The organism is Cohnella candidum, assembly GCF_003713065.1.
GTDB lineage: Bacteria > Bacillota > Bacilli > Paenibacillales > Paenibacillaceae > Cohnella > Cohnella candidum.
In genome coordinates, this window is sequence record NZ_CP033433.1 from 4400367 (window position 1) to 4425000 (window position 24634).

A 24634-nucleotide genomic window follows, 5' to 3' on the forward strand; every position below is an offset into this window, starting at 1 on the left:
ATGTACCGGGTACTGATCGTCGAAGACGAACCGTTGATAAGGGAAGGATTCAAGCGAACGATCGATTGGCCGTCCTACGGGCTGGAGATCGTCGCCGAAGCCATGGACGGGGCCGAGGGCCTTGTGCTCGCGGAACGGCACCGTCCCCATCTCATCTTCGCGGACATCCGGATGCCGGGCATGGACGGGTTGGCTTTCGCGGCGAAGGCGGCCGAACGGCTGCCCGAAGCGAAAATCGTCATCGTCAGCGGCTACAAGGACTATGAATATTTCCGCCAATCGCTGCAGCTCGGACTGTTCGATTATTTGCTCAAACCCGTGGAAGAGGAAGAATTGCACCGCGTCGTGGTGAACGCCGTGCAAAAACTCGAAGAGGAGCAATCGGAGAGGCGGAAAGCGATCGAGTCGGACTCCCGCATCCAGAAAAGCGAGGGCGTGCTTCATGCGGCACTGCTGACACGGTTAACGGAGGGGGACTTGTCCCCGCTGCGCGAGTCGGCGCCGGATCCTTATCTGAAGACAATCGCTCGTGAGGAATACGCTGTTGCCGTGCTGCGCATCGATAATTTTCGCAGGCTTGCGGCCGGCGTCTATGCCGGGGACGAGGAAGCGCTGCTCTTCACTGCGGCCAACATTTGCGAAGAGTCCATGGGCGAAGGGGCGGTCGTGTTCCGCCAGTTGAACCTGAGGAAGCAGATCACGATCATCCGAGGTTTTTCCGGGGAGCGCAAGGAGGCTGAATGGACCGAATTCCAAAGGCGGTGCGGGGAGCTGGTCTCCAACTTCGAGCGATTCGGGCGATTCGCGGTCAGTCTGGGGACGGGAACGGTCCATGAAGGCTGGGAGGGGATCCACCTTTCCTACGCCGAGGCATGCGTGGCGGCGGAACGAACGAAATTCACCGACCGAAGCCGGGTCTTCCGGTACGAAGACGTGTCGAAGCGGGACGCTGCCGTGCCGCTGCTTTCCTCGGAATTCGAAGAAATGCTCAAGTCCGTTTGCAAGCAGCGCGATACGGACAAGCTCTCTTTGATCCTGGACACCTTGTTCCGGTCGCCTGAAGCGGCTTCGGCGACGCGGGAGCAGATCTACAATGCTTCCGCGCGCATCTGGGCATTGGCCGACCAAGTCGGCCGGTCGACGGGTTCAGCGGATTTGGCCGATACCGTCGCGTACGACCGTTTCGCGGCGAGGTTGTGCGACGATCCCGAGGAATTGAAGGAGTGGCTCGTCCGGGAGCTGCGAGCGCGGTTCATGAAAGGTCCGCGGGTCTATACGGATTCGCGGGCGTTGATGCATGACCTGAAAGACTACGTCTCGAGGCAATTCACCTCGGACGAAGTGTCTCTCGCCCAACTGTCGGCCAAGTTCGGCATGAACATCTACCAGATCTGCCGGTTGTTCAAGCAAGAGTTCGGCGTGAACTTCCACGTTTACTTAACCGAGCTCAAGATGGAGAAGGCGAAGGAGTATTTGCGCCATTCCTCCATGCCGGTCCATGATATTGCCTTCCTGGTCGGGTTCAAGGAAACGAAGTATTTTTTCAAAGTGTTCAAGAAGCACGTCGGCCTCACGCCCACGGAGTACCGGAATCACCATAAATCGTGAACAACTTTCTCCCCCTATGCCAACTGGGACCGCGTCCCTGGCATAGGGGGATTTCTTTGCTCGCGGATCGCAAAAAGTTACACCCGATTCGGCAATCGCGTCGGATTTAGGCGCCGTTCGTCCGTTGCTATGCTGTAAATACAAAGGACCGCATGGCGAAAGAAGGGATGAACCCCATGATCCGGACAGACAACAAGACCGGCCGTACGAGATTGGAGAGATGGGCTCCTTACGTATTCACCGCTCCCACCCTGGTTTTCATTTTGGGCTTGATGGTGTTCCCGTTCGGCTATTCCCTGTATCTCAGCACGCTTCATTACAAATTGACCCTTCCGCCCGCCAGCATCCGGTTCGTCGGACTGGACAATTTCCGGACGATGCTGGACAACCAAGCTTTCCTCAATGCGATGAAATGGACGTTCGTCTTCGCGATCGCGGCGGTAGCCTTGCAGGTCGTGCTCGGCATGATCATGGCGCTCGTATTGAACAGCCGGGCGTTCGGCAACAAGACGGCCCTGTTCAAGAGCCTGTTCATCATGCCGCTCATGCTCGCTCCGGTCGTATCCGCGAAGATCTGGTCGCTGCTGTTTCAAGTCCTCTACGGGCCGATCAACTACGTTCTGTCTTCGATGGGGCTCGAAAAGGTGAGCTGGAGCGGGGAGACGCTTCCGGCCAAGATTTCGATCATTCTGGTGGACGTATGGACGGCGACGCCGTTCTGCATGTTAATCCTGCTGGCGGCGCTCAAGACGGTGCCCAAAGAAATTTCCGAGGCTGCCGCCATTGACGGGGCGGGGCCGGCGGGCAGCTTCTTCAGGATCACGCTTCCGACGATCCGCAACTTCATCGCATTGGTGGTTTCCATCCGCATCATGGACGCCCTCCGCGTGTTCGACAGCGTGGTCGCATTGACGAACGGAGCGCCGGGCGAAACGACGGAGACGCTGGCGACGATCACCTACAAGACCGCCTTCCGTTACGCGGATATCGGAGCGGGATCCGCCGGATCGATTCTGTATTTCCTGTGCATCATCATCTTTTCCCTGCTTGCCTTCGCGTTCCTGAAGCGCAAGCCGGAAGCGGCGTGAAGGGAGGCGAAACCACATGAAGAGACGAACGGAACGGACGGTCGTGTCGGTCCTGCTGGCCTTGTTCGCGCTTTACTTCCTGTTTCCGATTTATTGGACGCTGGCGACGTCGGTGAAGACCAAGGATTCCATCATCAAGCTTCCGCCGGATTGGTTCCCGATGCAGCTGACCGGTTCCCATTACGCCGACGTGTTCGCGCAGAACCACATCGGCAGAGTGTTTCTGAACAGCCTGTTGGTCGCTTCCGCGACGACGGTCATCACCGTCCTGGTCACGACGCTGGGAGCCTACGGATTCTCCCGTTTCAAATTCCCCGGCCGTAACCTATGGATCTACACGACGATCATCGTGCGAATGATTCCGGGATTGCTGCTCATCATTCCTTATTACCTGATGTTCCAAAAAGCCGGTTTGCTGAACACGTTGTCGGGGCTCGTCATCGTGTACGTCACGGCGGCGATTCCGCTGGCGATCTACCTGTTCATGGGATTCTACGACGAGATGCCCGGCGAAATCTTCGAATCGGCTCGTATCGACGGCTGCTCGGAGTACGGCACTTTCCTGCGGGTTGCCTTGCCGCTCGTCGTGCCCGGAATCGCCGTGACCTCCATCCTCGTGTTCATGGGGGCGTGGAACGAATTTTCCTTGTCGCTTATCCTCACGTTCTCCGATGACAAGAAGCTCTTGCCGCTGGCGATCAGCAGCCTTATTCAAGTCAATACGGATACGCCGCTCGGGGAGATTGCCGCGGCCGGAACGGTCGCGATGATTCCGGCGATCGTGCTGTCCTTAACGACGCAGAAGTATATCGTGGACGGCTTTACCGCGGGAGCCGTGAAAGGATAAATCGCCGGGATTCGAGCCCAACCTTGAAAGGAGGTGACCGGCAGCCCGCTCCGGGCATGCGCACGGCCACACGCGTTAGCAAAGAAACGGATTTTCATGATAGTATTCAACCAATTAGGGGGTTACCTGAACATGAAGAAAAAAGGGATTTCCAAAAGCGTCCGAGCGCTTCTCGGTTTGAGTTTGGCGGCCGCGTTCGTCCTTGCCGGCTGCTCTTCCTCCGGTAAAGACGCCGCGTCGTCCGCTCCATCCGCTTCGGCAAGCTCGAGCGGGCAGGCGGCGGTCAAAGTCGAGGGACCGAACGTATACGGCATTCAGCTGCAGGACATGGATGCCGGCGGCACGTTGAAAGGGCAATACGCAGGCAAGAAAATCGTGGTCGCCACGATGGCGGGAGACACGGAGAAGGCGCTGAAGGATGCGGCCGTTTATTTCGAGAAGGCTTCGGGCGCGAAAGTCGAAGTCCAAAGCTTCCCCGCGCAATCGTATATGGAGAAAATCCAGCTCGACCTGCAGACGAACCACTCCTTCGATTCGATCGTCATGCCGGTGGCGCTGATCCACGGCTATGCCGAAGGCGGGCTCGTCCAGGATTTGAAGCCTTATATCGACAATAAAGCGCTGGTCAGCCCAAATCTCGACCTGGGCGATTACATCCCGAGCCTGCTCGACATTTACGGCAATTATAAGTCCAAATTGGTCGCTTTCCCCTACAAGCCGGACGTTCAGATTTTCTTCTACCGCAAAGACCTGTTCGAGGACCCGAAAATCAAGGAAAGCTTTAAGGCGAAGACCGGCAAAGAATTGAAAGTGCCGGAGACGGCGGAGGAAATGGGCGAGACGGCCGCGTTCTTCACCAAGAGCCTGAATCCGGATTCTCCTGTCACTTACGGCTACAGCACGATGGCGGACAATACGTCCAGCCGCTGGATCTGGACCAACCGTCTGGCTGCTTTCGGAGGCAGGGACGTGGACAAAGACTTTAAACCGGCTTTCAACAATGAAGCGGGACTGAAGGCGCTCGAGTTCGCGAAGGAACTGACGAAATACGCTCCGAAACAACTGCTGACCCTCGGTTGGGACGAAGCGAACACGCTGTTCGCGAACGGCGAGGTGGCCATGATGGAGCAGTGGCCGGGATTGATCCAGACGGCGGAAGCCGACACCTCCAAGGTCAAAGGCAAAGTCGGTTACGCCGTCACGCCGGGCGGCGCTCCGACGATGGGCGGCTGGTCGATCGCCATGACGAGCTCTACCGAAAATCCGGACCTGACATACAAATTCATGGAGTACGTAACGTCGAAGGACCTTGAAGTGCTCAAAGTGCAGGACAAAATGGATCCGACCCGCACTTCCAACTACATGAGGCCGGAGCTGCAAAAACAGTTCCCGATGTACCAGACGCTGCTGGACTCCCTGACCAAGGGCAAGATCATGGCCGACCCGGACGTGCCGTACGTCTCCCCGCGGCTGAACGACATCATGGAACAGGCGGTTCAATCCGTGCTGCGCGGCACCATGGAGCCGCAAAAGGCGCTTGACATCATGGAGAAATCCTTTACCGAAGTCATTGCCGACGCTGGCATCAAGAACGAATAGGAAACGCATGCGCCGTACCCCGTGAGTTTAGCTTGCGGGGTACGATTTGCTTAGGAGGGGGAGCGGCTTTCATGGCAACGAAGATGTACCGGAAGGATTATCCCCGACCTCAATTCGTGAGGGAGCATTGGGAAAATTTGAACGGGGAATGGGAATTCGGTTTCGACGACGCGGATGTCGGCGAACGGGAAGGTTGGCCTGTACGCTTCGGCGGCGACCGGAAAATCACGGTTCCTTTTACCTACGAAACGAAAACGAGCGGAATCGGGCAGGAAGAGCACCATCCTTGCGTGTGGTACCACCGGACCTTGGACATTGCAGACGACGCGGCGGGCAAACGGGTGCTGCTTCATTTTCAGGCCGTCGACTACGTCGCGAAAGTATGGGTGAACGGCGTCTTCGCGGGCAGCCACCAGGGAGGATACACCTCCTTTGGCTTCGACATTACGCCTTACTTGAAGATAGGCACCGCCAACTCTCTTACCGTGAAAGCCGAGGACAGCCTCGACGCCACGCAGCCCCGGGGCAAGCAGCGCTGGGTACGGGACAGCTTCGAATGCTTTTACGTGCAGACGACGGGGATCTGGCAAACGGTATGGCTGGAATACGTGGACGAGAGCGCGCACATCGGCTCGGTCAAGATGACGCCGGATATCGATGCCAATTCGGTGAGTTTCGAATATCAAGTCGAAGGGGATCTTTCGGACGGCGCCCTTCGTTTGGAAACCGTCGTGAGCCTGAGAGGCGAGCAAGTGAAGAGGATGACCCTGGCGATTGACCGACCCTGGCTGAAGCTGGACGCGAATCTGGTCCACGAGGGCAACGGACCGTGGAAGGCGGCTCATTGGGCGCCTGCGCATCCCCATCTATACGACGTGGAATTCAATTTGTACCGCGGCGATCGCCTGATCGACTGCGTATACTCTTATTTCGGCATGAGAAAGATCTCGATCGAGAAGGATAAGATCTTGCTCAACAACCGGCCGATCTACCAGAAGCTCATTCTAGACCAAGGTTATTGGCCGGACAGCCATCTGACGCCTCCTTCGGAGGAAGCCATTATCGAGGACATCGACCGGATTCTCGATATGGGATATAACGGCGTGCGCAAGCACATGAAGGTCGAGGATGCCCGGTTTCTCTATTGGTGCGACGTGAAAGGCGTGCTCGTCTGGTCCGAAATGGCGGCAACGTTCGAGTATAACGACAATGCGGTCCAGAAGTTCACGAACGAATGGATGGATATCGTGCGACAGCAGTACAACCATCCGTGCATCGTGACATGGGTTCCGTTTAATGAATCGTGGGGCCTCCTGAACATTGCCAAGGACGTCCGGCAGCAGAAATTTTCGGAATCGATCTATTACTTGACCAAAGCGTTCGATCCCTATAGGCCGGTCGTGGCCAACGACGGGTGGGAGCATACGGTGTCGGATATCCTGAGCCTTCACGACTACGTGCAGACGAAGGAGGAATTTGTGCGGCGCTACCGGAACAAGGACGCGATCGTGAACAACGGGATGTCCTTTAACGAATGGAAATACGCGTTCGCGGACGGTTTTCCGTACCGGGGGCAGCCGATTATGGTGAGCGAGTTCGGAGGAATCGCGTTCCAAACGGACTCCGGCTGGGGATACGGTCAGCAGGAATCCTCGGAGGAGGCGTTCATCGCGCGCTTCCGAGGCATTCACGAGGCCATTAAGGAAACGGACTACATCGTCGGCTATTGCTATACGCAAATCGCCGATGTCCAGCAGGAGAAGAACGGGCTGTTGACCGAGGACCGTCAGCCGAAAGTGCCTTTGGAAATCATTCGCGAAATCAACGCTATGTAGAATAAAGAGCAGCCGTTCCCTAATGGGGGGCGGCTGCTCTTTTCATTTGAATTGCCGGGACGTTGTGTATATAGTAGTAATCATAATGTAAGAACGAGTGGAGAGGGCGGCATGCCGGAGAAAACGAACGTGCGGATCGTCTTCCGGATCGTTCGCGAAGAGGGTACGCAAGAGATGGCCGCATCCGGGCATCTTCACCGTCTGGTTGCGGGATGGGCCGTCACCTGCCGGATGTCGGAATCGCCGGAAGGCTCGGCCGAATCCGACATGACCTTGCTCGTGAAGGACGACGAAATCCGCATGACCCGCAAAGGAACGGTCTCGCAAGACCAGGCGTTCCGTGTCGGCGATTGGCGGGAAGGTATCGTCGGCACCCCTTACGGGGAGATGGCGGTCGAGGCTTGGACCCACCGCCTCGAAGCCGGCTTGTCGCCGGCGGGCGGCAGGGTCGAATGGGAATACGACATGCGGATGGCGGACCAGGATTTCGGCCGCTGTACGATCAGGTTGGATATTTCGGGAGGAACTGACTGACATGAACGTTTTGGAAAAGCTTCACACTGTCATGGGCAACGCCTTGTCCGACGCCGCGCTGGGAGCGGGGCTCGTAGACAGCCGGGACGAGCTGCCGGCCATCGTGCTGGAGGTGCCCAAGGACAAGTCGCATGGCGACCTAGCCACCAATCTGGCCATGCAACTGACGAAAATCGCCAAGCGCAATCCGCGCCAAATCGCGGAATTGATCCTCGAGCATCTCGACAAGAGCCGCGCCTGGATCGAGTCCGCCGAAATCGCGGGGCCGGGCTTTATCAATTTCCGCTTGGACAAAAGCTTCCTGCATGGAGTCATCGGCGACGTTCGTGCACAAGAAGCGAGATACGGCTCGGTGGAAGCAGGCCGCGGACAGAAGGTCCAAGTCGAGTTCGTCAGCGCCAACCCGACGGGCAGCCTGCACCTGGGTCATGCCCGCGGCGCCGCGGTCGGCGACGCGCTGTGCAACCTGCTGGCTTACGCCGGCTACGAAGTGACCCGCGAATACTACATTAATGACGCCGGCAACCAGGTCGTCAATTTGGCGAAATCGATCGAAGCGCGTTACCGCCAAGCGCTCGGACAAGACGCCGAAATGCCGGAGGACGGCTACCACGGCGAGGATATTATCGGATTCGCGCGGGAATTGGCCGAACGGGAAGGCGACAAGCTGCTCGCGCTGCCGGACGAAGAACGGTTCGCGTTTTTCCGCAGCTACGGGCTGGAGCGGGAGCTGGACAAGCTGAAACGGGACTTGGAGCGTTTCGGCGTCAAGTTCGACAGCTGGTACAGCGAGACTTCCCTGTACGAGACAGGCAAAGTGACGGCCGCCTTGGACGCGCTCCGCGCGAAAGGCCAAGTGTACGAACAGGACGGCGCCGTATGGTTGTCCACCACGCCGTTCGGGGACGACAAAGACCGCGTCCTCGTCAAGAATGACGGAACGTATACCTATTTGACGCCGGACATCGCCTACCATATGGATAAATATGGCCGCGGTTACGACCGCATGATCAACATCTGGGGCGCGGACCACCATGGGTATATCCCCCGGATGAAAGCGGCCATGGCGGGGCTCGGCAACGACCCGGACAAACTCACCGTCCTGATCGCGCAGATGGTCAGCCTGTTCCAGAACGGCGAGAAGGTGAAAATGTCCAAGCGCACGGGCAAAGCGGTCACGATGGAAGACCTGATGGACGAAGTCGGCGTCGACGCCATCCGCTATTTCTTCACGATGCGCAGCATGGATTCGCATCTGGACTTCGACATGGACCTGGCCGTCTCGACCTCGAACGAAAACCCGGTGTTCTACGTCCAGTACGCTTACGCCCGGATCTGCAGCATTTTCCGCCAGGCGGAAGAGCAAGGCATCGCGCTGCTTCCTTGGGATGAAGCTCCGCTTCACCGCTTGGACGCCGAGCCGGAATTCGACCTGCTCCGCAAAATGGGCGAGCTTCCGGAAGTCGTCGCGGACGCGGCACGGATCTACGCCCCTCATGCGATGATCCGCTACGTCTACGAGCTGGCCTCGATGTTCCACAGCTACTACCGCGCGGAGCGCGTGATCACCGAAGACGCGGAGCAAAGCCAGGCTCGCCTGCAGCTGCTCGCGGCGCTTCGGATCGTGTTCGCGAACTGCCTGTCGATCGTCGGCGTTTCCGCGCCGGATAAAATGTAAAAGAAGCGGTCAGAACGCCCTATCCGCTTCTCTCAACATCCGCATGACGTTAAGCTCCCCGGCCGACCGGGGAGCTTTCGTTCCCCTTAGCGGTACAGCCGAACGCTTCACGATTTCTTTGACTTGGTCGGGCGTGAGGCCGGGCTTGTGGGCGAGGAGCAGGGCGATGGCACCGGAAACGTGGGAAGTGGCCATCGAGGTGCCGCTCATTTCGCGGTATTTGCCGCCCATCCAAGCCGAGACGATTTTGTCGCCGGGCGCGTAGATGTCGATTTGTCCGCTGCGGTTCGTGAAGGCGGCGACCCTTCCTTGCTCGTTCGTGGCGCCGACGGCCAGCGTTTGGCCGTACCGGGCGGGATAGTCGATTTCGCTGATGCGCCCGTCGTTGCCGGAAGAGGCGACGACGATGACGCCGGCGTGGTTGGCGTTCACGACCGCCTGCAGAAGGGAAGTGCTGCGGGTCTGCATGCCGAAGCTCATGTTCACGACGTTCATGCGGTTCCGCACGCACCAGTCCAAGCCGAGTATAATGTCGGAGACGTAAGCCGTGCCGTTATAATCGAAAGCTTTCACCGGATGGATCGAGGCACGCGGCGCGACGCCGATCATGCCTTGCAGCCGATTGGCGGCGGCGATCGTGCCGGCGATGTGGGTGCCGTGTCCGTTATCGTCGTGCGGCGGTACCGTCCGGTAGATGAGATTGATGCCGCGTTCGATCGAATGCTGCAGGTCGGGATGCATGAAATCGATCCCCGTGTCGATGACGCCGACCCGGATGTTGTAGCCGGTCGTTTTGTTCCATGCTTCCGGCGCCTGGATATGCCGAACACCCCAGGGTATTCCTTCGTCCAGCGCGCTCGAACCCCGCGACAAGGCGTGGATCCGGATCGCGCCGTCGGCTTCGAGACGGATTTTGTCGACCCAGCGGCGGGGGATCTCTTCCGGCGGCGCGGGACAGGAGATTCCCCGGATCAGGGCCAGAGGACGAACGGGGTGCCATTTATCGCTGCGGCGTTTCTTCGCCTGCAGCGCCTTCAGGAATTGCCGATAATCGCCGGGACTTGCAAACCGGAGGATGGACCGTCGCCCGCCTTGCTCGCCCGCATCCAGGGAGAAGTGCAGCCAATCCAGAAATGCGTTCAATACGGTCTCCCTCCCGACGAAAGTGCTTCCCTATAGTATGAGGACACCTCCTTAAAGGCTTGGGAAGCGGCCTTTTTTGGTCGGAAATGGGCGTCATTCCGTGTCATTTCCGACACCCGGGCATAGGATGAATGGAGAGTTTCCCGGAGAGACTCTTGGCCATGCCGGTTCCTCCGCCCGCGGAGCGGCCGGGGGGATACAGTCGAAAAGCGAAGGCGCCGTCCCGCGACGCGTCTTCGCTTTTTCGCTTTCTTGGATTTGCAATTTCGGCGAAAATGAGGTTTACTATAGGTTGACTGAAATACAACGTGCACTTTAATGGTTTACATAAAGAGAGGATGGGAAGTCACTTGAGCGCCGAGTACGTGTTGAAGCTCGACTCCGAGAAGATTCGGGAGATGCCGATGGTGGACCTCGCTTTCGAGGTGCTGAAAGCGGCCAACACCCCGTTTTACTACCGCGACCTGATGAACGAAATCGCCAAGCTTCGGGGTTTCTCCGAAGAGCAAATTAATGATTTCATTGCGCAGCTGTACACCGAAATCAACATCGACGGACGTTTCGCGTGCGTCGGCAGCAACGTATGGGGCTTGAAACGCTGGTATCCGGTCGAACGCGATACCGACGGCTCCGTCACCGGCGGCGGGAAGCGGCCTCGTATCATCAACGACGACGATGACGACGATGACGATCTGTACGGCGATGACGACGAGGAAACCTTCACGACCGACGAAGAGAGCTTCGACCTGTTCGACGAAGACCGCGAGGAAATCTTCGACGAAGGCGAAGAGAACGCGGAGGTCGACGAAGAGGTCGCGCTGGACGACGAAGAGGCCGGCCTGGACGAAGAAGATCTCGGCGACGAGAAGGACGAAGAGGACGAGGACTTGGACGACGCCGACGAGGACGATGCGGACGAAGATTTGGACGACGACGACGATCGTTGACCTTTTGGCCGGAAGGTCCGTTTTCGGCTTGACACCGCCCAGGTGAGATTGTAAACTTATGCTTGGGCTTTAGAAGAGAGCATGTCCATATGGTATTTAATGAAAAGTGCCCCCATTTATTGGGTGTCACTTTTTTGTTTTTTTCGCACCGGTTCCGGATGAAACAAGACGTTAACTGGGCAACGATAAGAAGATGCCAAAGCGGCATGCGTGGGGGGTTTAGGCAGGGTGACCAAATACATTTTCGTGACCGGCGGCGTCGTGTCGTCGCTCGGCAAAGGCATTACCGCAGCGTCGCTGGGCCGGCTTTTGAAAAACCGGGGACTCAAAGTGACGATCCAGAAGTTCGATCCTTATATCAACGTCGACCCGGGCACGATGAGCCCTTATCAGCACGGGGAAGTGTTCGTGACCGACGACGGCGCGGAGACCGACCTCGATCTCGGTCACTATGAGCGCTTCATCGACATCAACCTGTCGAAGAACAGCAGCGTGACGACCGGTAAAATTTATTCCACGGTCATCAGCAAAGAACGCCGCGGGGAATACCTCGGCGGAACCGTGCAAGTCATCCCGCACATCACGAACGAAATCAAGGAACGGGTCTTCCGCGCGGGCCGCGAAGCCGGATCCGACGTCGTCATCACGGAGATCGGCGGCACGGTCGGAGATATCGAAAGCCTGCCGTTCCTTGAGGCGATCCGCCAAATCAAAAGCGACATCGGCCGCGAGAACGTCATGTACGTCCACGTAACGCTGATTCCTTACATCAAGGCGGCCGGCGAAGTGAAGACGAAGCCGACCCAGCACAGCGTCAAAGAGCTGCGCAGCATCGGGATCCAGCCGAACGTGATCGTGTGCCGGACGGAATATCCCCTGTCCGAAGATATGAAAAAGAAGCTCGCCCTGTTCTGCGACATCGACGCGAACGGCGTCATCGAGTGCCTAGACGCGGAGACTTTGTACGACGTTCCTCTCATGCTGAGAGCGCAAGGCTTGGACGATTACGTCGTACAGCATCTTCGCCTGAACGCCGGCGCTCCGGACATGACCGAATGGGAGTCGCTGGTGAAGCGCGTCAAGTCGCTCGAGAAGACGACCGAGATCGCCATCGTCGGTAAATACGTCGCGCTGCATGACGCGTACCTCTCGATCGCGGAGTCGCTTGGACATGCCGGTATCCATAACGGGTCCAAGGTCAAGATCCGCTGGGTGAACGCCGAGGAAGTGAACCCGCAGAACGTCGGCGACATGCTGAGCGGCGTCAGCGGCATTCTCGTGCCGGGCGGCTTCGGCGACCGCGGCATCGAGGGCAAAGTGACGGCGATCCGTTACGCCCGCGAACAGAAGATTCCTTTCTTCGGAATTTGCCTCGGCATGCAGGTGGCCGTCGTCGAGTTTGCCCGCAGCATGGTCGGACTGGACGGAGCGAACAGCTCGGAGATTCATCCCGGCACTCCGTATCCGGTCATCGACTTGCTCCCCGAGCAGAAGGACGTCGAGGATTTGGGCGGCACGATGCGTCTGGGACTCTATCCGTGCAAGCTCGCCCCGGGCAGCCTGGCGGCGGAATGCTACGGTGAGGAACTCGTGTACGAGCGCCATCGCCACCGTTATGAGTTCAACAACGAATACCGTGACCGCATCGAATCGGCAGGACTCCGCATTTCGGGCACGTCCCCGGACGGGCGCCTGGTCGAAATGATCGAGCTGCCGGACCATCCGTGGTTCCTTGCCGTGCAATTCCACCCGGAATTCACGTCGCGCCCGAACCGTCCTCAGCCGCTGTTCCGGGAGTTCGTCAAGGCCTCTATCGCCCATTCCCAAGCCTGATCTTCCGAATAACGCTCCGGCATCGCCGGGACGTTATTTTTTTAGCTGGAAAAGGAAGGAATTCATGACATTGGGCGCGAATATAGCAAGGATGCGGAAGATCAGGAGCCTTTTACGGACACGGAGGGTTGATCATGGACAAGAAGAAATTGTTAATCGTAGACGATCAGGTTGGAATTCGAATATTGCTGCTCGAAGTGTTCTCCACTGAAGGCTACGAAACTTTCCAAGCGGCGAACGGGCGCACGGCGCTCGAGATCGTTAAAGTCCACGTTCCCGATCTCGTATTGCTGGACATGAAAATCCCCGGCATGGACGGACTTGAAATTTTGAAGAAGATCAAGGAAATCAACCGGGATATTAAGGTCATCATGATGACCGCATACGGCGAGTTGGACATGATCAAGGAAGCGACGGACTTGGGCGCCTTGATGCATTTCACCAAACCGTTCGACATCGACGAAATGAGAATGGCCGTCAATATGCAAATGGGTGAAGGTCCTGCGTCCCGATTCGCCACGGGGTCGTAAGACCTTCTTTCTTGTCCCGGTTTTGTGTTATAATGACCCAGTATGCTTTTCGGATAGGAAACCTTAAATAGAAAGCAGGAGGAATTCCATTATGCCACTCGTATCGATGAATGAGTTTTTACCGAAAGCGAAAGCAGGCAAGTTCGCCGTAGGCCAGTTCAACATGAACAACCTCGAATTCGCGCAAGCCATCACGGACGCGGCAATCGAAGAGAAATCCCCGTTCATTTTCGGCGTCAGCGAAGGCGCCCTGAAATACATGGGCATGGAGTACACCGTTGCGATCGCGAAAGCGGCCGCCGCCAAATCCGGATTGCCGATCGCCCTTCACCTGGACCACGGAAGCTCTTTCGAAGTGGCCATGGCTTGTATCCGCGCCGGCTTCTCCTCCGTCATGTTCGACGGCTCGCACCACTCTTTCGAAGACAACATCCGCTTGACCAAGGAAGTCGTTAAAGCGGCTCACGCGATGGGCGTCTCCGTTGAAGGCGAGCTGGGCACGATCGGCGGCGTCGAAGACGACATCAGCGTGGACGAAGCGAATGCAGCCCTCGCGAAACCGGAAGAAGCGATCCGTTTCTATGAAGAGACGGGCGTCGACTGCCTGGCGATCGCCGTCGGCACCGCGCACGGCATGTACAAAGGCGAAGTGAAGATCCACTACGACATCATCAAGGAAGTCGTTTCCAAAATCCCGGTTCCGGTCGTTCTGCACGGCGGTTCCGGCGTTCCGGACGACATGATCCGCGAAGCGATCCAAGCCGGCGTCGGCAAAATCAACGTCAACACCGAGAACCAAGTCGCCTGCACCTCGGCGATCCGCGAAGTGCTGAACAAAGACGCGAACGTCTACGATCCTCGCAAATACCTCACGCCTGCCCGCAACGCGATGAAGGCAGTCGTTCAAGAGAAGATCCGTCTGTTCGGTTCCAGCAACCAAGCGTAAGAGAGTTGATGGTTTTCGCCCGTTATGGCGGGTAATGATAGATAGCGAATGGTACAAGAGCGGGAAAACGCCGACCGGCGTTTTCCCTTTCCTTCATGGTGGCCTAATCGCGGGAGTGCCGGGCATGGCGCGGTTCCCGCTCATTCACCATGAACAACATGAGGAGGACCCTGCATTCATGGAGAGATTAATGGTACGGGGCGGTCGTCCGCTTCGCGGTACGGTCGGCATCAGCGGCGCCAAGAACAGCGCAATCGCTCTGATTCCCGCCGCCATTCTGGCGGAATCGGAAGTTCGGCTGGACAATCTTCCTCAGCTTACGGACGTCGCCGTCTACGCGGAACTGCTGGAGGAGTTGGGCTGCAAAGTCAGTTGGAACGAAGACATGATGTCCATTGATCCTTCGGCCATCAAATCGGTTCCGATGCCCAACGGACGGGTAAAACTGTTAAGGGCTTCTTACTATCTCATGGGCGCTTTGCTCGGCCGTTTCGGGGAAGCGGTCATTGGCCTGCCCGGAGGCTGCAATTTCGAGCCCCGCCCGATCGACCAACACATTAAAGGCTTCGAGGCGCTCGGCGCGGAAGTGACGAACGAATTCGGGGCGATTCGCATCCGGGCAAAGGAATTGCGCGGCGCGAAGATTTACCTCGACGTCGTCAGCGTCGGCGCGACGATCAATATCATGCTGGCCGCTTCGCGCGCCAAAGGTTCGACGATCATCGAGAACGCCGCGAAAGAGCCCGAAATCATCGACGTGGCCACGCTGCTGAACGCGATGGGAGCGAAAATCAAAGGCGCCGGCACGGAGACGATCCGCATCGAAGGCGTCAGCGAAATGCACGGATGCCGGCATTCGATCATTCCAGACCGGATTCAAGCGGGCACATATATGATCATGGCCGCGGCTACGCGCGGAGATGTCCTTATCGATAACATCATTCCGAAACACTTGGAAGCACTGACGGCGAAGCTGCAGGAAATGGGCGTGCACGTTTACGAAATGGATGAGTCGATCCGCGTCGTGGGTCAGCCTCATTACGAATCCGTCGACGTGAAAGCGCTCGTGTACCCCGGTTTCGCGACCGATCTGCAGTCCCCGATGACCAGCTTGCTTACGCAAGCCGCCGGCGTCAGCATATTGTCGGACTACGTGTACAGCAACCGGTTCAAGCACGTGCCGGAATTGGTGCGCATGGGAGCACAAATTCGGGTCGAAGGCCGCTCGGCGATTATCGAAGGCGGCCGGTTGAACGCGGCCAAAGTGCGCGCCGCGGATCTTCGCGCGGGAGCCGCGCTCGTCGTGGCCGGGCTGACGGTCGAAGAGGGCACGACGGAAATCTCGGGCGTCGAGTATATCGACCGCGGATACGAGAAGCTCGTCTCGCAGCTCAGCAATCTAGGCGCGGAGGTATGGCGCCAAGGGTAAGGCCTTCGGGCCCTGCCCGAACTTGAAACGCAAATGAGGGATTCTTAGTGACCGATTTACAAATGTCAGATTTGGAAGAACTCAAGCTAACGGAACTGTACAAACTCGCCAAAGAACACCAGATTGCCGCCTACGGGCAAATGAAGAAGAAAGAGCTCATCATCGCCATCCTGAGGGCCCAGGCGGAGCGCAGCGGACACATGTTCCTGGAAGGCGTCCTCGACGTCCTGCCGGAAGGCTTCGGCTTCCTTCGCCCGATCAACTACTTGCCCAGCGCGGAGGACATCTACATCTCGGCCTCGCAAATCCGCAAGTTCGACCTCAGGACCGGCGACCTGGTATCCGGCAAATGCCGGACACCCAAGGAAAACGAACGCTACTTCGGTCTTCTGCAGGTAAACGCCGTGAACGGGGAGCCGCCCGAAACGGCCGCCGAACGGCTCCATTTTCCCGCGCTGACCCCGCTGTATCCGCAAAAAAAGCTCGTTCTCGAAACGTCTCCCTCCAAGCTTTCCACGCGAATCATCGACCTCCTGTCTCCCGTCGGACTCGGCCAGCGCGGCTTGATCGTCGCTCCCCCGAAAGCCGGCAAAACGCTCCTTCTGAAGGAAATCGCCAACAGCATTTCGACGAACCGACCGGACATCGACCTGTTCGTTCTGCTGATCGACGAGCGTCCGGAAGAAGTCACGGACATGCAGCGTTCGGTGAAGGGCGAGGTCGTCGCGTCGACGTTCGACGAGGTGCCGGAGCACCACATCAAAGTGGCCGAGCTGGTGCTGGAGCGGGCGATCCGCCTGGTGGAGCATAAGCGGGACGTCGTGATTCTGATGGACAGCATCACGAGGCTCGCGAGGGCGTACAACCTGGTCGTTCCTCCGTCGGGACGGACGTTGTCCGGCGGTATCGATCCGGCGTCTTTCCACCGGCCGAAACGCTTTTTCGGCGCGGCGCGCAACGTGGAAGAAGGCGGCAGCCTCACGATTCTCGCGACGGCGCTCATCGAGACGGGCTCGCGGATGGACGACATCATTTACGAAGAATTTAAAGGTACCGGCAACATGGAGCTGCATCTCGACCGCAAGCTCGCGGAACGCCGGATTTTCCCGGCGCTCGATATTCGCCGTTCCGGCACCCGCCGCGAAGAGCTGTTGCTGGGCAAGGAAGAGCTGGATAAGCTATGGGCAATCCGCAAAAGCATGAACGATTCCCAGGAATACGTGGAACAATTCCTGAAGAAGCTCGGAAATACGAAGACGAACCAGGAGTTCCTCGATTCGCTGGATACCTCCGGCGTGTCCGCGCCTGTCGCGAGCGGCGGCGGACGGAGACCGCCGAGGGGCGGAGGCGCCTCCTCCTGACGGTTCCCGGTTCGCCGCCGTAAGGAAAGGACGATAGCGATGCATTTGGTTTACGCAGACGAAAACGGCCAAGTTTACGATCACCCGGATCTGCACGGGATCGCCCGCAGCGGCAGCGACTTGGTGGAATTGCTGGAGGACGAGCTCATTCCCCTCCCGGCGGGCGCCACGCTCGTGGGCTTGCCGAATACCCGGGCGATCGGCATGAACCCGGCGACCGGCGAAATGCAGGCGCTGCCGGCGGGCTCCCAGGCCGTAGGGGCTTTGCTTCCGCAAGGGTTTACGCGGCTTTACGTGCCGGGTTACCTGAAGCAGGACAAAACGCAGCTGTTTCCGCTGTTCGGTTACACCGCGGTCGTTTGGAAGGACGACGGCTTCTACGTGGCGGCCGACGCGACGGACGATCCCGAGCCGTGGAATCCCGAGCGCTGCGACCGCAGAGAGTTGGAGCTCCAGGTCAACCGCCTGCTCACGACGTATCCCGACAACCAGCTGTACCGACACTTGTCCAATTGCGCGTTGGAATACGAGTGCCTGACCGCGTCCAATACGTTCCTGCAGCGCCTGGAAGGAGCGGTTCCCGTCTCCTTCGCCTGCAACGCCGGCTGCTTCGGCTGCATTTCCGAGCAGCCCGACGACAGCGGCTTCCCGGCGCCGCAAACCCGGCTGAAGTTCAAGCCGACGGTGGACGACGTCGTGAACGTCATGCTCGAGCACCTGAAGACACCGGACGCCATCATCAGCTTCGGGCAGGGCTGCGAAGGCGAGCCTTCCACCCAGGCGCCGACGATCATCGAGGCCATCAAGCGGGTCCGCGCGCAGACGTCGAACGGCTACATCAACATCAACACGAACGCCGGCCTGTCCGACCATCTCCGCGCCATCACCGACGCGGGCCTGGATCTGATGCGGGTTAGCACGATCAGCGCGTTGGACGACCATTACAACGCTTATTACAAGCCTCGCGGGTACACGCTGAAGAACGTCGAGAAGTCGCTCAAATACGCGACGGACAAAGGGGTCTACACCTCGATCAACTACCTGGTGTTCCCAGGAGTGACCGACCGCGAGGAAGAGATCGAGGCGATGATCGGCTTCGCCCGCCGCACGGGCTTGAAGCTGATCCAGATGCGCAACCTGAACATCGATCCGGACGCGTACCTGTCGCTGATTCCCGAGGCCAAGGGCGAGATTTACGGCATGAAGACGCTCCTGGACATTTTCCGGGACGAGCTTCCGGACGTCGTGATCGGCTCCTATACGCACGTGCCGCCGAAAGGAAAAGTTTGGTCGTAAGCGGGTATTGAATTTTCAATGCCAGGCGTGATATACTCCCATTATGTGTCTAATACTCTGGTTCCGACTGTTGATCCAGGGCGAGAAAGAAGGTGAACCCCTTGAAAGAAAGCATCCATCCGCAATATCATGTGACGACGGCGACTTGCGCTTGCGGCAATACCTTCGAAACGGGTTCGATTCGTTCGAACATCAAAGTAGAAATTTGCTCCAACTGCCATCCGTTCTTCACGGGCAAACAGAAGTTCCTCGATGCCGGCGGACGCGTTGACAAGTTCAAGAAGAAATACGGTCTTTAAGATTCGGGTTGAATACCGGATACTGGCTGTATAGAGATAAACCTCCCTTCGCATCCTAGCGATTAAAGGGAGGTTTTTTTCATGCGGATCCAAGGTAAGCGGACGAAAACGGTTCAGGCGCTGCTGCTGGCCGGGGCGCTCGGACTGGCCGCGGGATGCGGCAACGGCACCAACACGGGCATGAATAACGGTACGAACGGAGCGAACAACACGAACGGCGTGAAAGCCCAAAGCTACAGCGACGACGGCTATTTGGGCACGTCGAACAGCAATCCCCATATCCCGGGGCGCAATATGGCGCTGAATTACGTGAACGACGCCAACATGATGCGCGATGCCATCCGCGACGTACGCGGCGTGGTCGGCGCCAACATCACGTTTAACGGCACGCAGGCTTACGTTACGCTCAAGCTGGAGCCGGGTCTCGAAGCCCGCAGGGCGCAAACGGTCGAGCGGCAAGCGGCTTCCGTGCTTCGCTTTAATTTTCCGCGCTATAACGTGCACGTGACATCCGCGAGATAAACGTGGGAACTGTTCCCTTCGGTTGCACTTCCGGCTTCAATTCGCTATACTTAACTTTGCCGTGCTAGACGGGGAGGTAGCGGTGCCCTGTAACTCGCAATCCGCTCCAGCGAGGTTGAATTCCTGTCTGAGGTCTTGAGATGCAGGAACCGGCAAGTTTAGCGCCGTGTTGACGGCAGGGTCCTCCGCGAGGGACGGCCATGAACCCGGTCAGGTCCGGAAGGAAGCAGCCGTAAGTGGTTACGTTCTTGTGTTGGAGGGGTGCCCGGCCTGAGCGGTCTAGCTTGTGCGGCTGGATCCCAACGATCGGGGACAGGTGCACGGTCCTTATCCGATAAAGTAGTTCCCTCTCGGGAAAGCAAGCACCTTGGCGAAGCTGGATAAACGCCGGGTGCTTTTTTTGTCCCGTGTTTGTCGAATGCTGTCCTATACATAGTTCCATACCTAGGCCATAGGGAGGGAAAACGGGATTCCTTCTCCTCATTCGGGAGAAACATCTTGAGACCGAGGTGAAAGGAAAGATGAACGGTCCATTATGGTCTTTCGACAAAGAAGATGCAAGCGCTAACGTTTCCAGACCAGGCGATCTCCGGGAAAAATTCACCCGCCTGTTCGCCGACCGGTTTCTCGCCGGTGACAGCACGGGCGTTTTGATCCTGGACGCCGATTTTCGCATCGTGGAAATGAGCGACATGATCTGCCAGCTGTTCCGGTCCGGCAGGGCCGAATGGTTCGGCCGCCCCGCGGAGGAATGGTTCGAGGAAGCCGGGTGGACGTCGCATCCCTTCGACCGTTCCTTGCTCCGCGGCCGCGTGTTCCGCAACCGATCCCTAAAATGGGGAGAAGGAGAGCGCCGGCTCACGCTGATGCTGGACGGGGACGTGCTGCAGGAAGGCGGAATCGGCGATATCGTGGGGGCTTTCGTTCTGTTCCGCGACGTCTCCCATCTCGTCATGCTCGAAGAGCAGATCCGGCGTTCCGACCGATTGAAGACAATCGGCCAGATCGCAGCCGGCACCGCGCACGAAATCCGCAATCCCCTGACGTCCATGCGCGGCTTCATGCAGCTGCTCGAAAAGTCCTTGAGCGATCGCGATATGGTGAAGGAACACGGGTTCGTGACCATCATGTTGTCCGAGCTGGACCGCGTGAACGAGCTGGTCAGCGAATTTCTGCTGCTGAGCAAGCCGAAGGAAGTCCATTTGGCCTCGATGCGCGCCGGAGCCGTCTTGCAGGAAATCCTCCCCGTCATCTGCAACGAAGCGATTATGTACGGCGTCACCGTGCAATACGATCCGAAACCCGGCCTCCCGGCTATATGGGTGGATAAAGAGCAGTTGAAGCAGGTATTCCTGAATATCGCCAAAAACGCGATCGAAGCGATGAGCGGAGGAGGGACATTAATAATCCGGGAGAAATACGGCCAGGACAAGCCGGGCAGGCTGGCCGTCCTGATCCGCGATACCGGGCCTGGAATCCCGCCGGACGTGCGCGAGCGGATCTTCGATCCTTTCTTTACGACCAAGCACCAGGGGACGGGGCTCGGTCTCTCCATATGCCAGCGGATCGTCCATGATCTGGGCGGGCATATTGAAGTCGCATCGGACGCGGGAGGAACCTGTTTTACGGTATGGCTGCCGCTGTCCGCTACCTAAGCGGACGAGCCATCCCGCGGTGGAGCGGTTCGGTCCGATGTTGTATAATGGATGAAACGGCAAAACAGACGGGAGCGACGAGATAAATGGCCCATTTGGCTTTGTACCGGGCCTGGCGTCCGCAAACATTTCAGGACATGGTCGGACAGCAGCACATCGTTCAGACGCTGCAGAATGCGATCCGGGAAAACCGTCTTTCCCACGCCTATTTGTTCAGCGGGCCGAGAGGAACCGGCAAGACGACCGCGGCCAAGGTGCTCGCCAAGGCCGTCAACTGCGAACGCGGTCCCTCGCAGGAGCCATGCAACGAGTGTCCTTCCTGCGTTCGGATTACCGCGGGCACGGTGATGGACGTCGTCGAGATTGACGCCGCATCCAACCGCGGCGTGGAAGAAATCCGCGACATCCGCGATAAAGTGAAGTACGCGCCGACGGAAGTGCGGCGTAAAGTGTATATTATCGACGAAGTCCACATGCTGACGACGGAGGCTTTCAACGCGCTGCTTAAGACGCTGGAAGAGCCGCCGGCCCACGTCATGTTCATTCTGGCGACGACGGAGTCCCATAAGCTGCCGGCGACGATCATTTCCCGCTGCCAGCGGTTCGAGTTCCGCCGCGTTCCGCTCGAGGAGCAGACGGCTCGCCTTCGGGAGATCGCCGAGCAGGAAGGGATGAACGCGGAAGATCCGGCGCTTGCCTACATCGCCCGGTTATCCGACGGGGGGATGCGCGACGCGGTCAGCCTGCTCGACCAGATCGCCTCCTTCGCGGGCGGCAACGTCACGCTGGAGCAGGCGATCGACGCGACGGGAGGCCTGCCTTCCGAGCAGTTCGCGCGGCTGGCGACGGCGGTGCGGGACGGCGACGTATCCGCCGTGCTGCAGGAAATCGACGACATGATGAAAGCCGGCAAAAGCGCGGACAAGTGCCTTGAACAGCTGATGCACTATTTTCGGGATATGCTCCTTGCCCAATTGGCTCCGGATGCATCTTCGTCTTCAGGCCGGGTTGCGGATCCGTCGGATCTCCGGCAGCTCGCCGCGGGGTTTCCCCGGGAGAAGCTGTTCGGCATCATCGACACGCTGAACCGGTACCAGACGGAGATGAAGTACGCCGCGCATCCGCAGACGATGTTCGAGATCGCCTTGATCAAGCTGTGCACCGCTTCGGGAGAAACGCCGTCCGTTCAGGAGGGATCCGCGGCGGGCGCGTCGGCAGGCGGGGCGCAAGCCGGCGTCTCGTCCGGCGAGGTGTCGAAGCTGCAGGCGAGGCTCGCGGACATGGAGCGGAAGCTGGAAGCCGCGCTTAAGGGCGGCGGGGTGGCTGGGGGATCGACGTCCGGCGCTTCGGCTTCCGGAGGAGGACGTTCGTCAGGCGTTTCGCAGGCTCCCTCGAAGGCTCCGCGCGTCAGGGTGAAGTTGGATCCGTTCGTCGCGGCGCACGATTCCCCGCAGTCCAAAGAACTGACGGCCAAGTGGCCTCAGGTGCTTCAGCGGGTGAAGGAAGAGCGGGTCACCGTGCATGCCTGGCTGGTGGACGGGGAACCCGCCGCGTACGCCGACGGCACCGTGCTGGTCGCCTTCCGCAACACCATCCACCGCGAGACGACCGAGAGACCCGCCAACAAAGCGATGATCGAAGGCGTTTTGACGTCCGTGCTGGGCAAGCCGGCGGAGATGGTCACCACCATGCAGAAGGATTGGCAGGAAGCCTTGGCGTCGGGTGCGGGTGCTTCCCGCGAAGAGGCGGCGGCCGGGGAAGAGCTGCGGCTGGTGCCGGAAGATGGTACGGAACCCGCTCGCGAGCCTATAATAGAAGAAGCTCTGCGCCTGTTCGGCGAAGAACTTGTAGTGATCAAAGACGACTAAGGAGGCTTCGTTATCCATGAACAACATGAACCAAATGATGAAGCAAGTGAAAAAAATGCAGGAACAAATGATGAAAGCCCAAGAAGAGCTCGGCACCAAATCGGTGGATGGATCCGCCGGCGGCGGCGTCGTGACCGTCACCGTAAACGGACACAAGAAAGTGACGAACATCGTCATCAAGCCGGAAGCCGTGGATCCGGAAGACGTCGAAATGCTTCAGGACCTCGTAATGACGGCCGTGAACGACGCGATCTCCAAAGCCGACGAGTTGGCGAACCAGGATATGGGCAAATTCACCGGCGGCATGAAAATCCCGGGCTTGTTCTAAAACAAGCCTCGGGTCCTCCTCGGGAAGCGGAATGACCCTCTAAGCGCGGCACCGCCCGTTGGGGAGCAGAAAGGAGCCACCCTCTTTGTTTTACCCGGAACCGATCGCCAAGCTGATCGACGCGTTCTCCCGCCTGCCCGGCATCGGCCCGAAGACGGCTGCCCGGCTGGCTTTTTTCGTGCTCCGCATGAAGGAAGAAGACGTGATCGATTTCGCCAAGGCGCTCGTAAGCGTTAAGCGCAACCTGACGTATTGTTCGGTGTGCTGCAACATCACGGATACGGACCCTTGCCGGATTTGTTCCGACAAGACGCGGGACGTCTCCGTCATTTGCGTCGTCCAAGAGCCCAAAGACGTGGTCGCGATGGAGCGCACCCGCGAATTCACGGGGCAGTACCATGTTCTGCACGGGGCCATCTCCCCGATCGAGGGCGTCGGCCCGGACGATATCCGGATCGCCGACCTGGTCAAACGGTTAGGGGACGAGCGGGTCCAGGAATTGATCTTGGCCACGAATCCCAATATCGAGGGCGAGGCGACCGCGATGTATTTGTCCCGGCTCGTCAAACCTTTCGGCATCAAGGTCACGCGGATCGCTCACGGCCTCCCGGTCGGGGGGGACTTGGAATATGCGGACGAAGTGACGCTGTCCAAGGCGCTTGAAGGCCGGAGAGAGCTTTACTGAACGCATTCATAGCGGTTTTTCCGATACGCCCTTCGGGGCGTTTTTCATTTTTCTCATTTCCGCACGTTCTAAATCCCGGAAACCGGGTATACACATCTTAGTGGGTTGTCCGTCCGGACAACACCGGTTCACTACTGCGGGAGGGGATCTACCGTGCGATTGAAGGAAAAAAACCAGTGGCGCGTCGTGCATACGCAAGACAGATGGGAAGTGATCGATGACGTGCGGCAAGCCGAGCGGGAGCTGAACACGGCGTTGTGGCGGTTTCACGAAGCGCTCGGGCAAGACCACGTGGATTACGCGATCTATTCGCTCGAGGCGGCTGAGAAAAAGCTGGACATGCTTCTCCGTAAAGCCAAGGGTCTGTGGAACTTGACTTCGCGCGAAGAGGAAAGCCGGGGGAAAATCGGGTGAAAATCGTATGGATGACGACGCTGGCCGTCTCCTCCGTTCTGCTCGTTGCCGTCCTGCTGAAGCGGAAGCTTCCCATAGGTTGGCTGACCCGGTTCGGCGCCCACTTGGCTTTATCCGCGATGGCGATCTACGCCCTGAATTATTCCGGATGGATTACCGGCTTGTATATTCCCTTGAATCCTGCCACTA

At 58.4% G+C, this 24634-nt stretch carries 23 protein-coding genes and 1 other RNA gene (1 of these 24 running past the window's edge); 23 read left to right on the top strand and 1 reads right to left on the bottom strand.

The window, feature by feature from the left end; translation table 11 throughout:
• The 7 genes from EAV92_RS20305 to argS all read left to right on the top strand — a co-directional run bounded on the left by EAV92_RS20305 (window position 1) and on the right by argS (window position 9189).
• Window positions 1-1608: a response regulator transcription factor gene (locus EAV92_RS20305; RefSeq protein WP_123042776.1), complete on the top strand. Its 1608-nt coding sequence runs from the start codon at window positions 1-3 to the stop codon at window positions 1606-1608.
• Window positions 1609-1784: 176 nt separating this feature from the next.
• A complete protein-coding gene (locus EAV92_RS20310; protein ID WP_164472867.1) occupies window positions 1785-2696 on the top strand; it encodes a carbohydrate ABC transporter permease in 912 nt (303 codons plus the stop codon).
• 16 nt (window positions 2697-2712) lie between these two features.
• On the top strand, window positions 2713-3543 hold the full coding sequence (locus EAV92_RS20315) for a carbohydrate ABC transporter permease (protein ID WP_123042778.1): 831 nt from the start codon (window positions 2713-2715) through the stop codon (window positions 3541-3543).
• A 132-nt stretch (window positions 3544-3675) separates the two neighbouring features.
• Window positions 3676-5142, top strand: coding sequence for an ABC transporter substrate-binding protein (locus EAV92_RS20320; protein ID WP_164472868.1), 1467 nt, complete (start codon window positions 3676-3678; stop codon window positions 5140-5142).
• A gap of 71 nt (window positions 5143-5213) precedes the next feature.
• Complete coding sequence (locus tag EAV92_RS20325; protein ID WP_123042780.1) at window positions 5214-6977, top strand: glycoside hydrolase family 2 protein; 1764 nt, start codon at window positions 5214-5216, stop codon at window positions 6975-6977.
• Between the two features lie 111 nt (window positions 6978-7088).
• The gene (locus EAV92_RS20330; RefSeq protein ID WP_123042781.1) at window positions 7089-7511 is read left to right on the top strand and encodes a YwiB family protein; all 423 of its coding nucleotides are present in this window, start codon (window positions 7089-7091) and stop codon (window positions 7509-7511) included.
• Window position 7512: 1 nt separating this feature from the next.
• Window positions 7513-9189 carry an arginine--tRNA ligase gene (gene argS / locus EAV92_RS20335; RefSeq protein WP_123042782.1) on the top strand — a complete coding sequence of 559 codons (1677 nt, stop codon included), beginning with the start codon at window positions 7513-7515 and terminating at the stop codon, window positions 9187-9189.
• A gap of 9 nt (window positions 9190-9198) precedes the next feature.
• On the opposite strand, the gene EAV92_RS20340 is transcribed toward argS, so the two are convergent.
• Window positions 9199-10332, bottom strand: a complete 1134-nt coding sequence (locus EAV92_RS20340; RefSeq protein ID WP_123042783.1) for a S8 family peptidase — start codon at window positions 10330-10332, stop codon at window positions 9199-9201.
• 350 nt (window positions 10333-10682) lie between these two features.
• Between EAV92_RS20340 and rpoE the strand changes: the two genes are divergently transcribed.
• From rpoE to EAV92_RS20420, 16 genes are all read left to right on the top strand, one after another.
• Window positions 10683-11279: a DNA-directed RNA polymerase subunit delta gene (rpoE, locus tag EAV92_RS20345; RefSeq protein WP_123042784.1), complete on the top strand. Its 597-nt coding sequence runs from the start codon at window positions 10683-10685 to the stop codon at window positions 11277-11279.
• Between the two features lie 228 nt (window positions 11280-11507).
• Window positions 11508-13112, top strand: coding sequence for a CTP synthase (locus EAV92_RS20350; RefSeq protein ID WP_123042785.1), 1605 nt, complete (start codon window positions 11508-11510; stop codon window positions 13110-13112).
• Window positions 13113-13246: 134 nt separating this feature from the next.
• Window positions 13247-13642, top strand: a complete 396-nt coding sequence (locus EAV92_RS20355; protein WP_123042786.1) for a response regulator — start codon at window positions 13247-13249, stop codon at window positions 13640-13642.
• 91 nt (window positions 13643-13733) lie between these two features.
• Complete coding sequence (fba, locus tag EAV92_RS20360; RefSeq protein ID WP_123042787.1) at window positions 13734-14588, top strand: class II fructose-1,6-bisphosphate aldolase; 855 nt, start codon at window positions 13734-13736, stop codon at window positions 14586-14588.
• Window positions 14589-14766: 178 nt separating this feature from the next.
• Window positions 14767-16017 carry a UDP-N-acetylglucosamine 1-carboxyvinyltransferase gene (locus EAV92_RS20365; RefSeq protein WP_123042788.1) on the top strand — a complete coding sequence of 417 codons (1251 nt, stop codon included), beginning with the start codon at window positions 14767-14769 and terminating at the stop codon, window positions 16015-16017.
• A 62-nt stretch (window positions 16018-16079) separates the two neighbouring features.
• Window positions 16080-17378 carry a transcription termination factor Rho gene (gene rho, locus EAV92_RS20370; protein WP_123043831.1) on the top strand — a complete coding sequence of 433 codons (1299 nt, stop codon included), beginning with the start codon at window positions 16080-16082 and terminating at the stop codon, window positions 17376-17378.
• A 39-nt stretch (window positions 17379-17417) separates the two neighbouring features.
• Window positions 17418-18674, top strand: coding sequence for a radical SAM family protein (locus EAV92_RS20375; protein WP_123042789.1), 1257 nt, complete (start codon window positions 17418-17420; stop codon window positions 18672-18674).
• Between the two features lie 101 nt (window positions 18675-18775).
• The gene (gene rpmE, locus EAV92_RS20380; protein WP_123042790.1) at window positions 18776-18973 is read left to right on the top strand and encodes a 50S ribosomal protein L31; all 198 of its coding nucleotides are present in this window, start codon (window positions 18776-18778) and stop codon (window positions 18971-18973) included.
• A gap of 81 nt (window positions 18974-19054) precedes the next feature.
• On the top strand, window positions 19055-19495 hold the full coding sequence (locus EAV92_RS20385) for a YhcN/YlaJ family sporulation lipoprotein (protein ID WP_123042791.1): 441 nt from the start codon (window positions 19055-19057) through the stop codon (window positions 19493-19495).
• Between the two features lie 59 nt (window positions 19496-19554).
• Window positions 19555-19819: signal recognition particle sRNA large type (ffs, locus tag EAV92_RS20390), an RNA gene on the top strand.
• A 197-nt stretch (window positions 19820-20016) separates the two neighbouring features.
• Window positions 20017-21150, top strand: coding sequence for a two-component system sensor histidine kinase NtrB (locus tag EAV92_RS20395; protein WP_123042792.1), 1134 nt, complete (start codon window positions 20017-20019; stop codon window positions 21148-21150).
• A gap of 86 nt (window positions 21151-21236) precedes the next feature.
• Window positions 21237-23018: a DNA polymerase III subunit gamma/tau gene (gene dnaX / locus EAV92_RS20400; RefSeq protein ID WP_123042793.1), complete on the top strand. Its 1782-nt coding sequence runs from the start codon at window positions 21237-21239 to the stop codon at window positions 23016-23018.
• Between the two features lie 16 nt (window positions 23019-23034).
• Window positions 23035-23346 carry a YbaB/EbfC family nucleoid-associated protein gene (locus EAV92_RS20405; protein WP_123042794.1) on the top strand — a complete coding sequence of 104 codons (312 nt, stop codon included), beginning with the start codon at window positions 23035-23037 and terminating at the stop codon, window positions 23344-23346.
• Between the two features lie 85 nt (window positions 23347-23431).
• Window positions 23432-24031: a recombination mediator RecR gene (recR, locus tag EAV92_RS20410; protein ID WP_123042795.1), complete on the top strand. Its 600-nt coding sequence runs from the start codon at window positions 23432-23434 to the stop codon at window positions 24029-24031.
• A 153-nt stretch (window positions 24032-24184) separates the two neighbouring features.
• On the top strand, window positions 24185-24445 hold the full coding sequence (locus tag EAV92_RS20415) for a DUF2508 domain-containing protein (protein ID WP_241158333.1): 261 nt from the start codon (window positions 24185-24187) through the stop codon (window positions 24443-24445).
• 11 nt (window positions 24446-24456) lie between these two features.
• A protein-coding gene (locus EAV92_RS20420; protein ID WP_123043833.1) for a pro-sigmaK processing inhibitor BofA family protein crosses the window boundary here: on the top strand, window positions 24457-24634 show its 5' portion. It continues 74 nt past the right edge of the window; only the first 178 of its 252 coding nucleotides appear in the window; it begins with the start codon at window positions 24457-24459; the stop codon falls past the right edge of the window.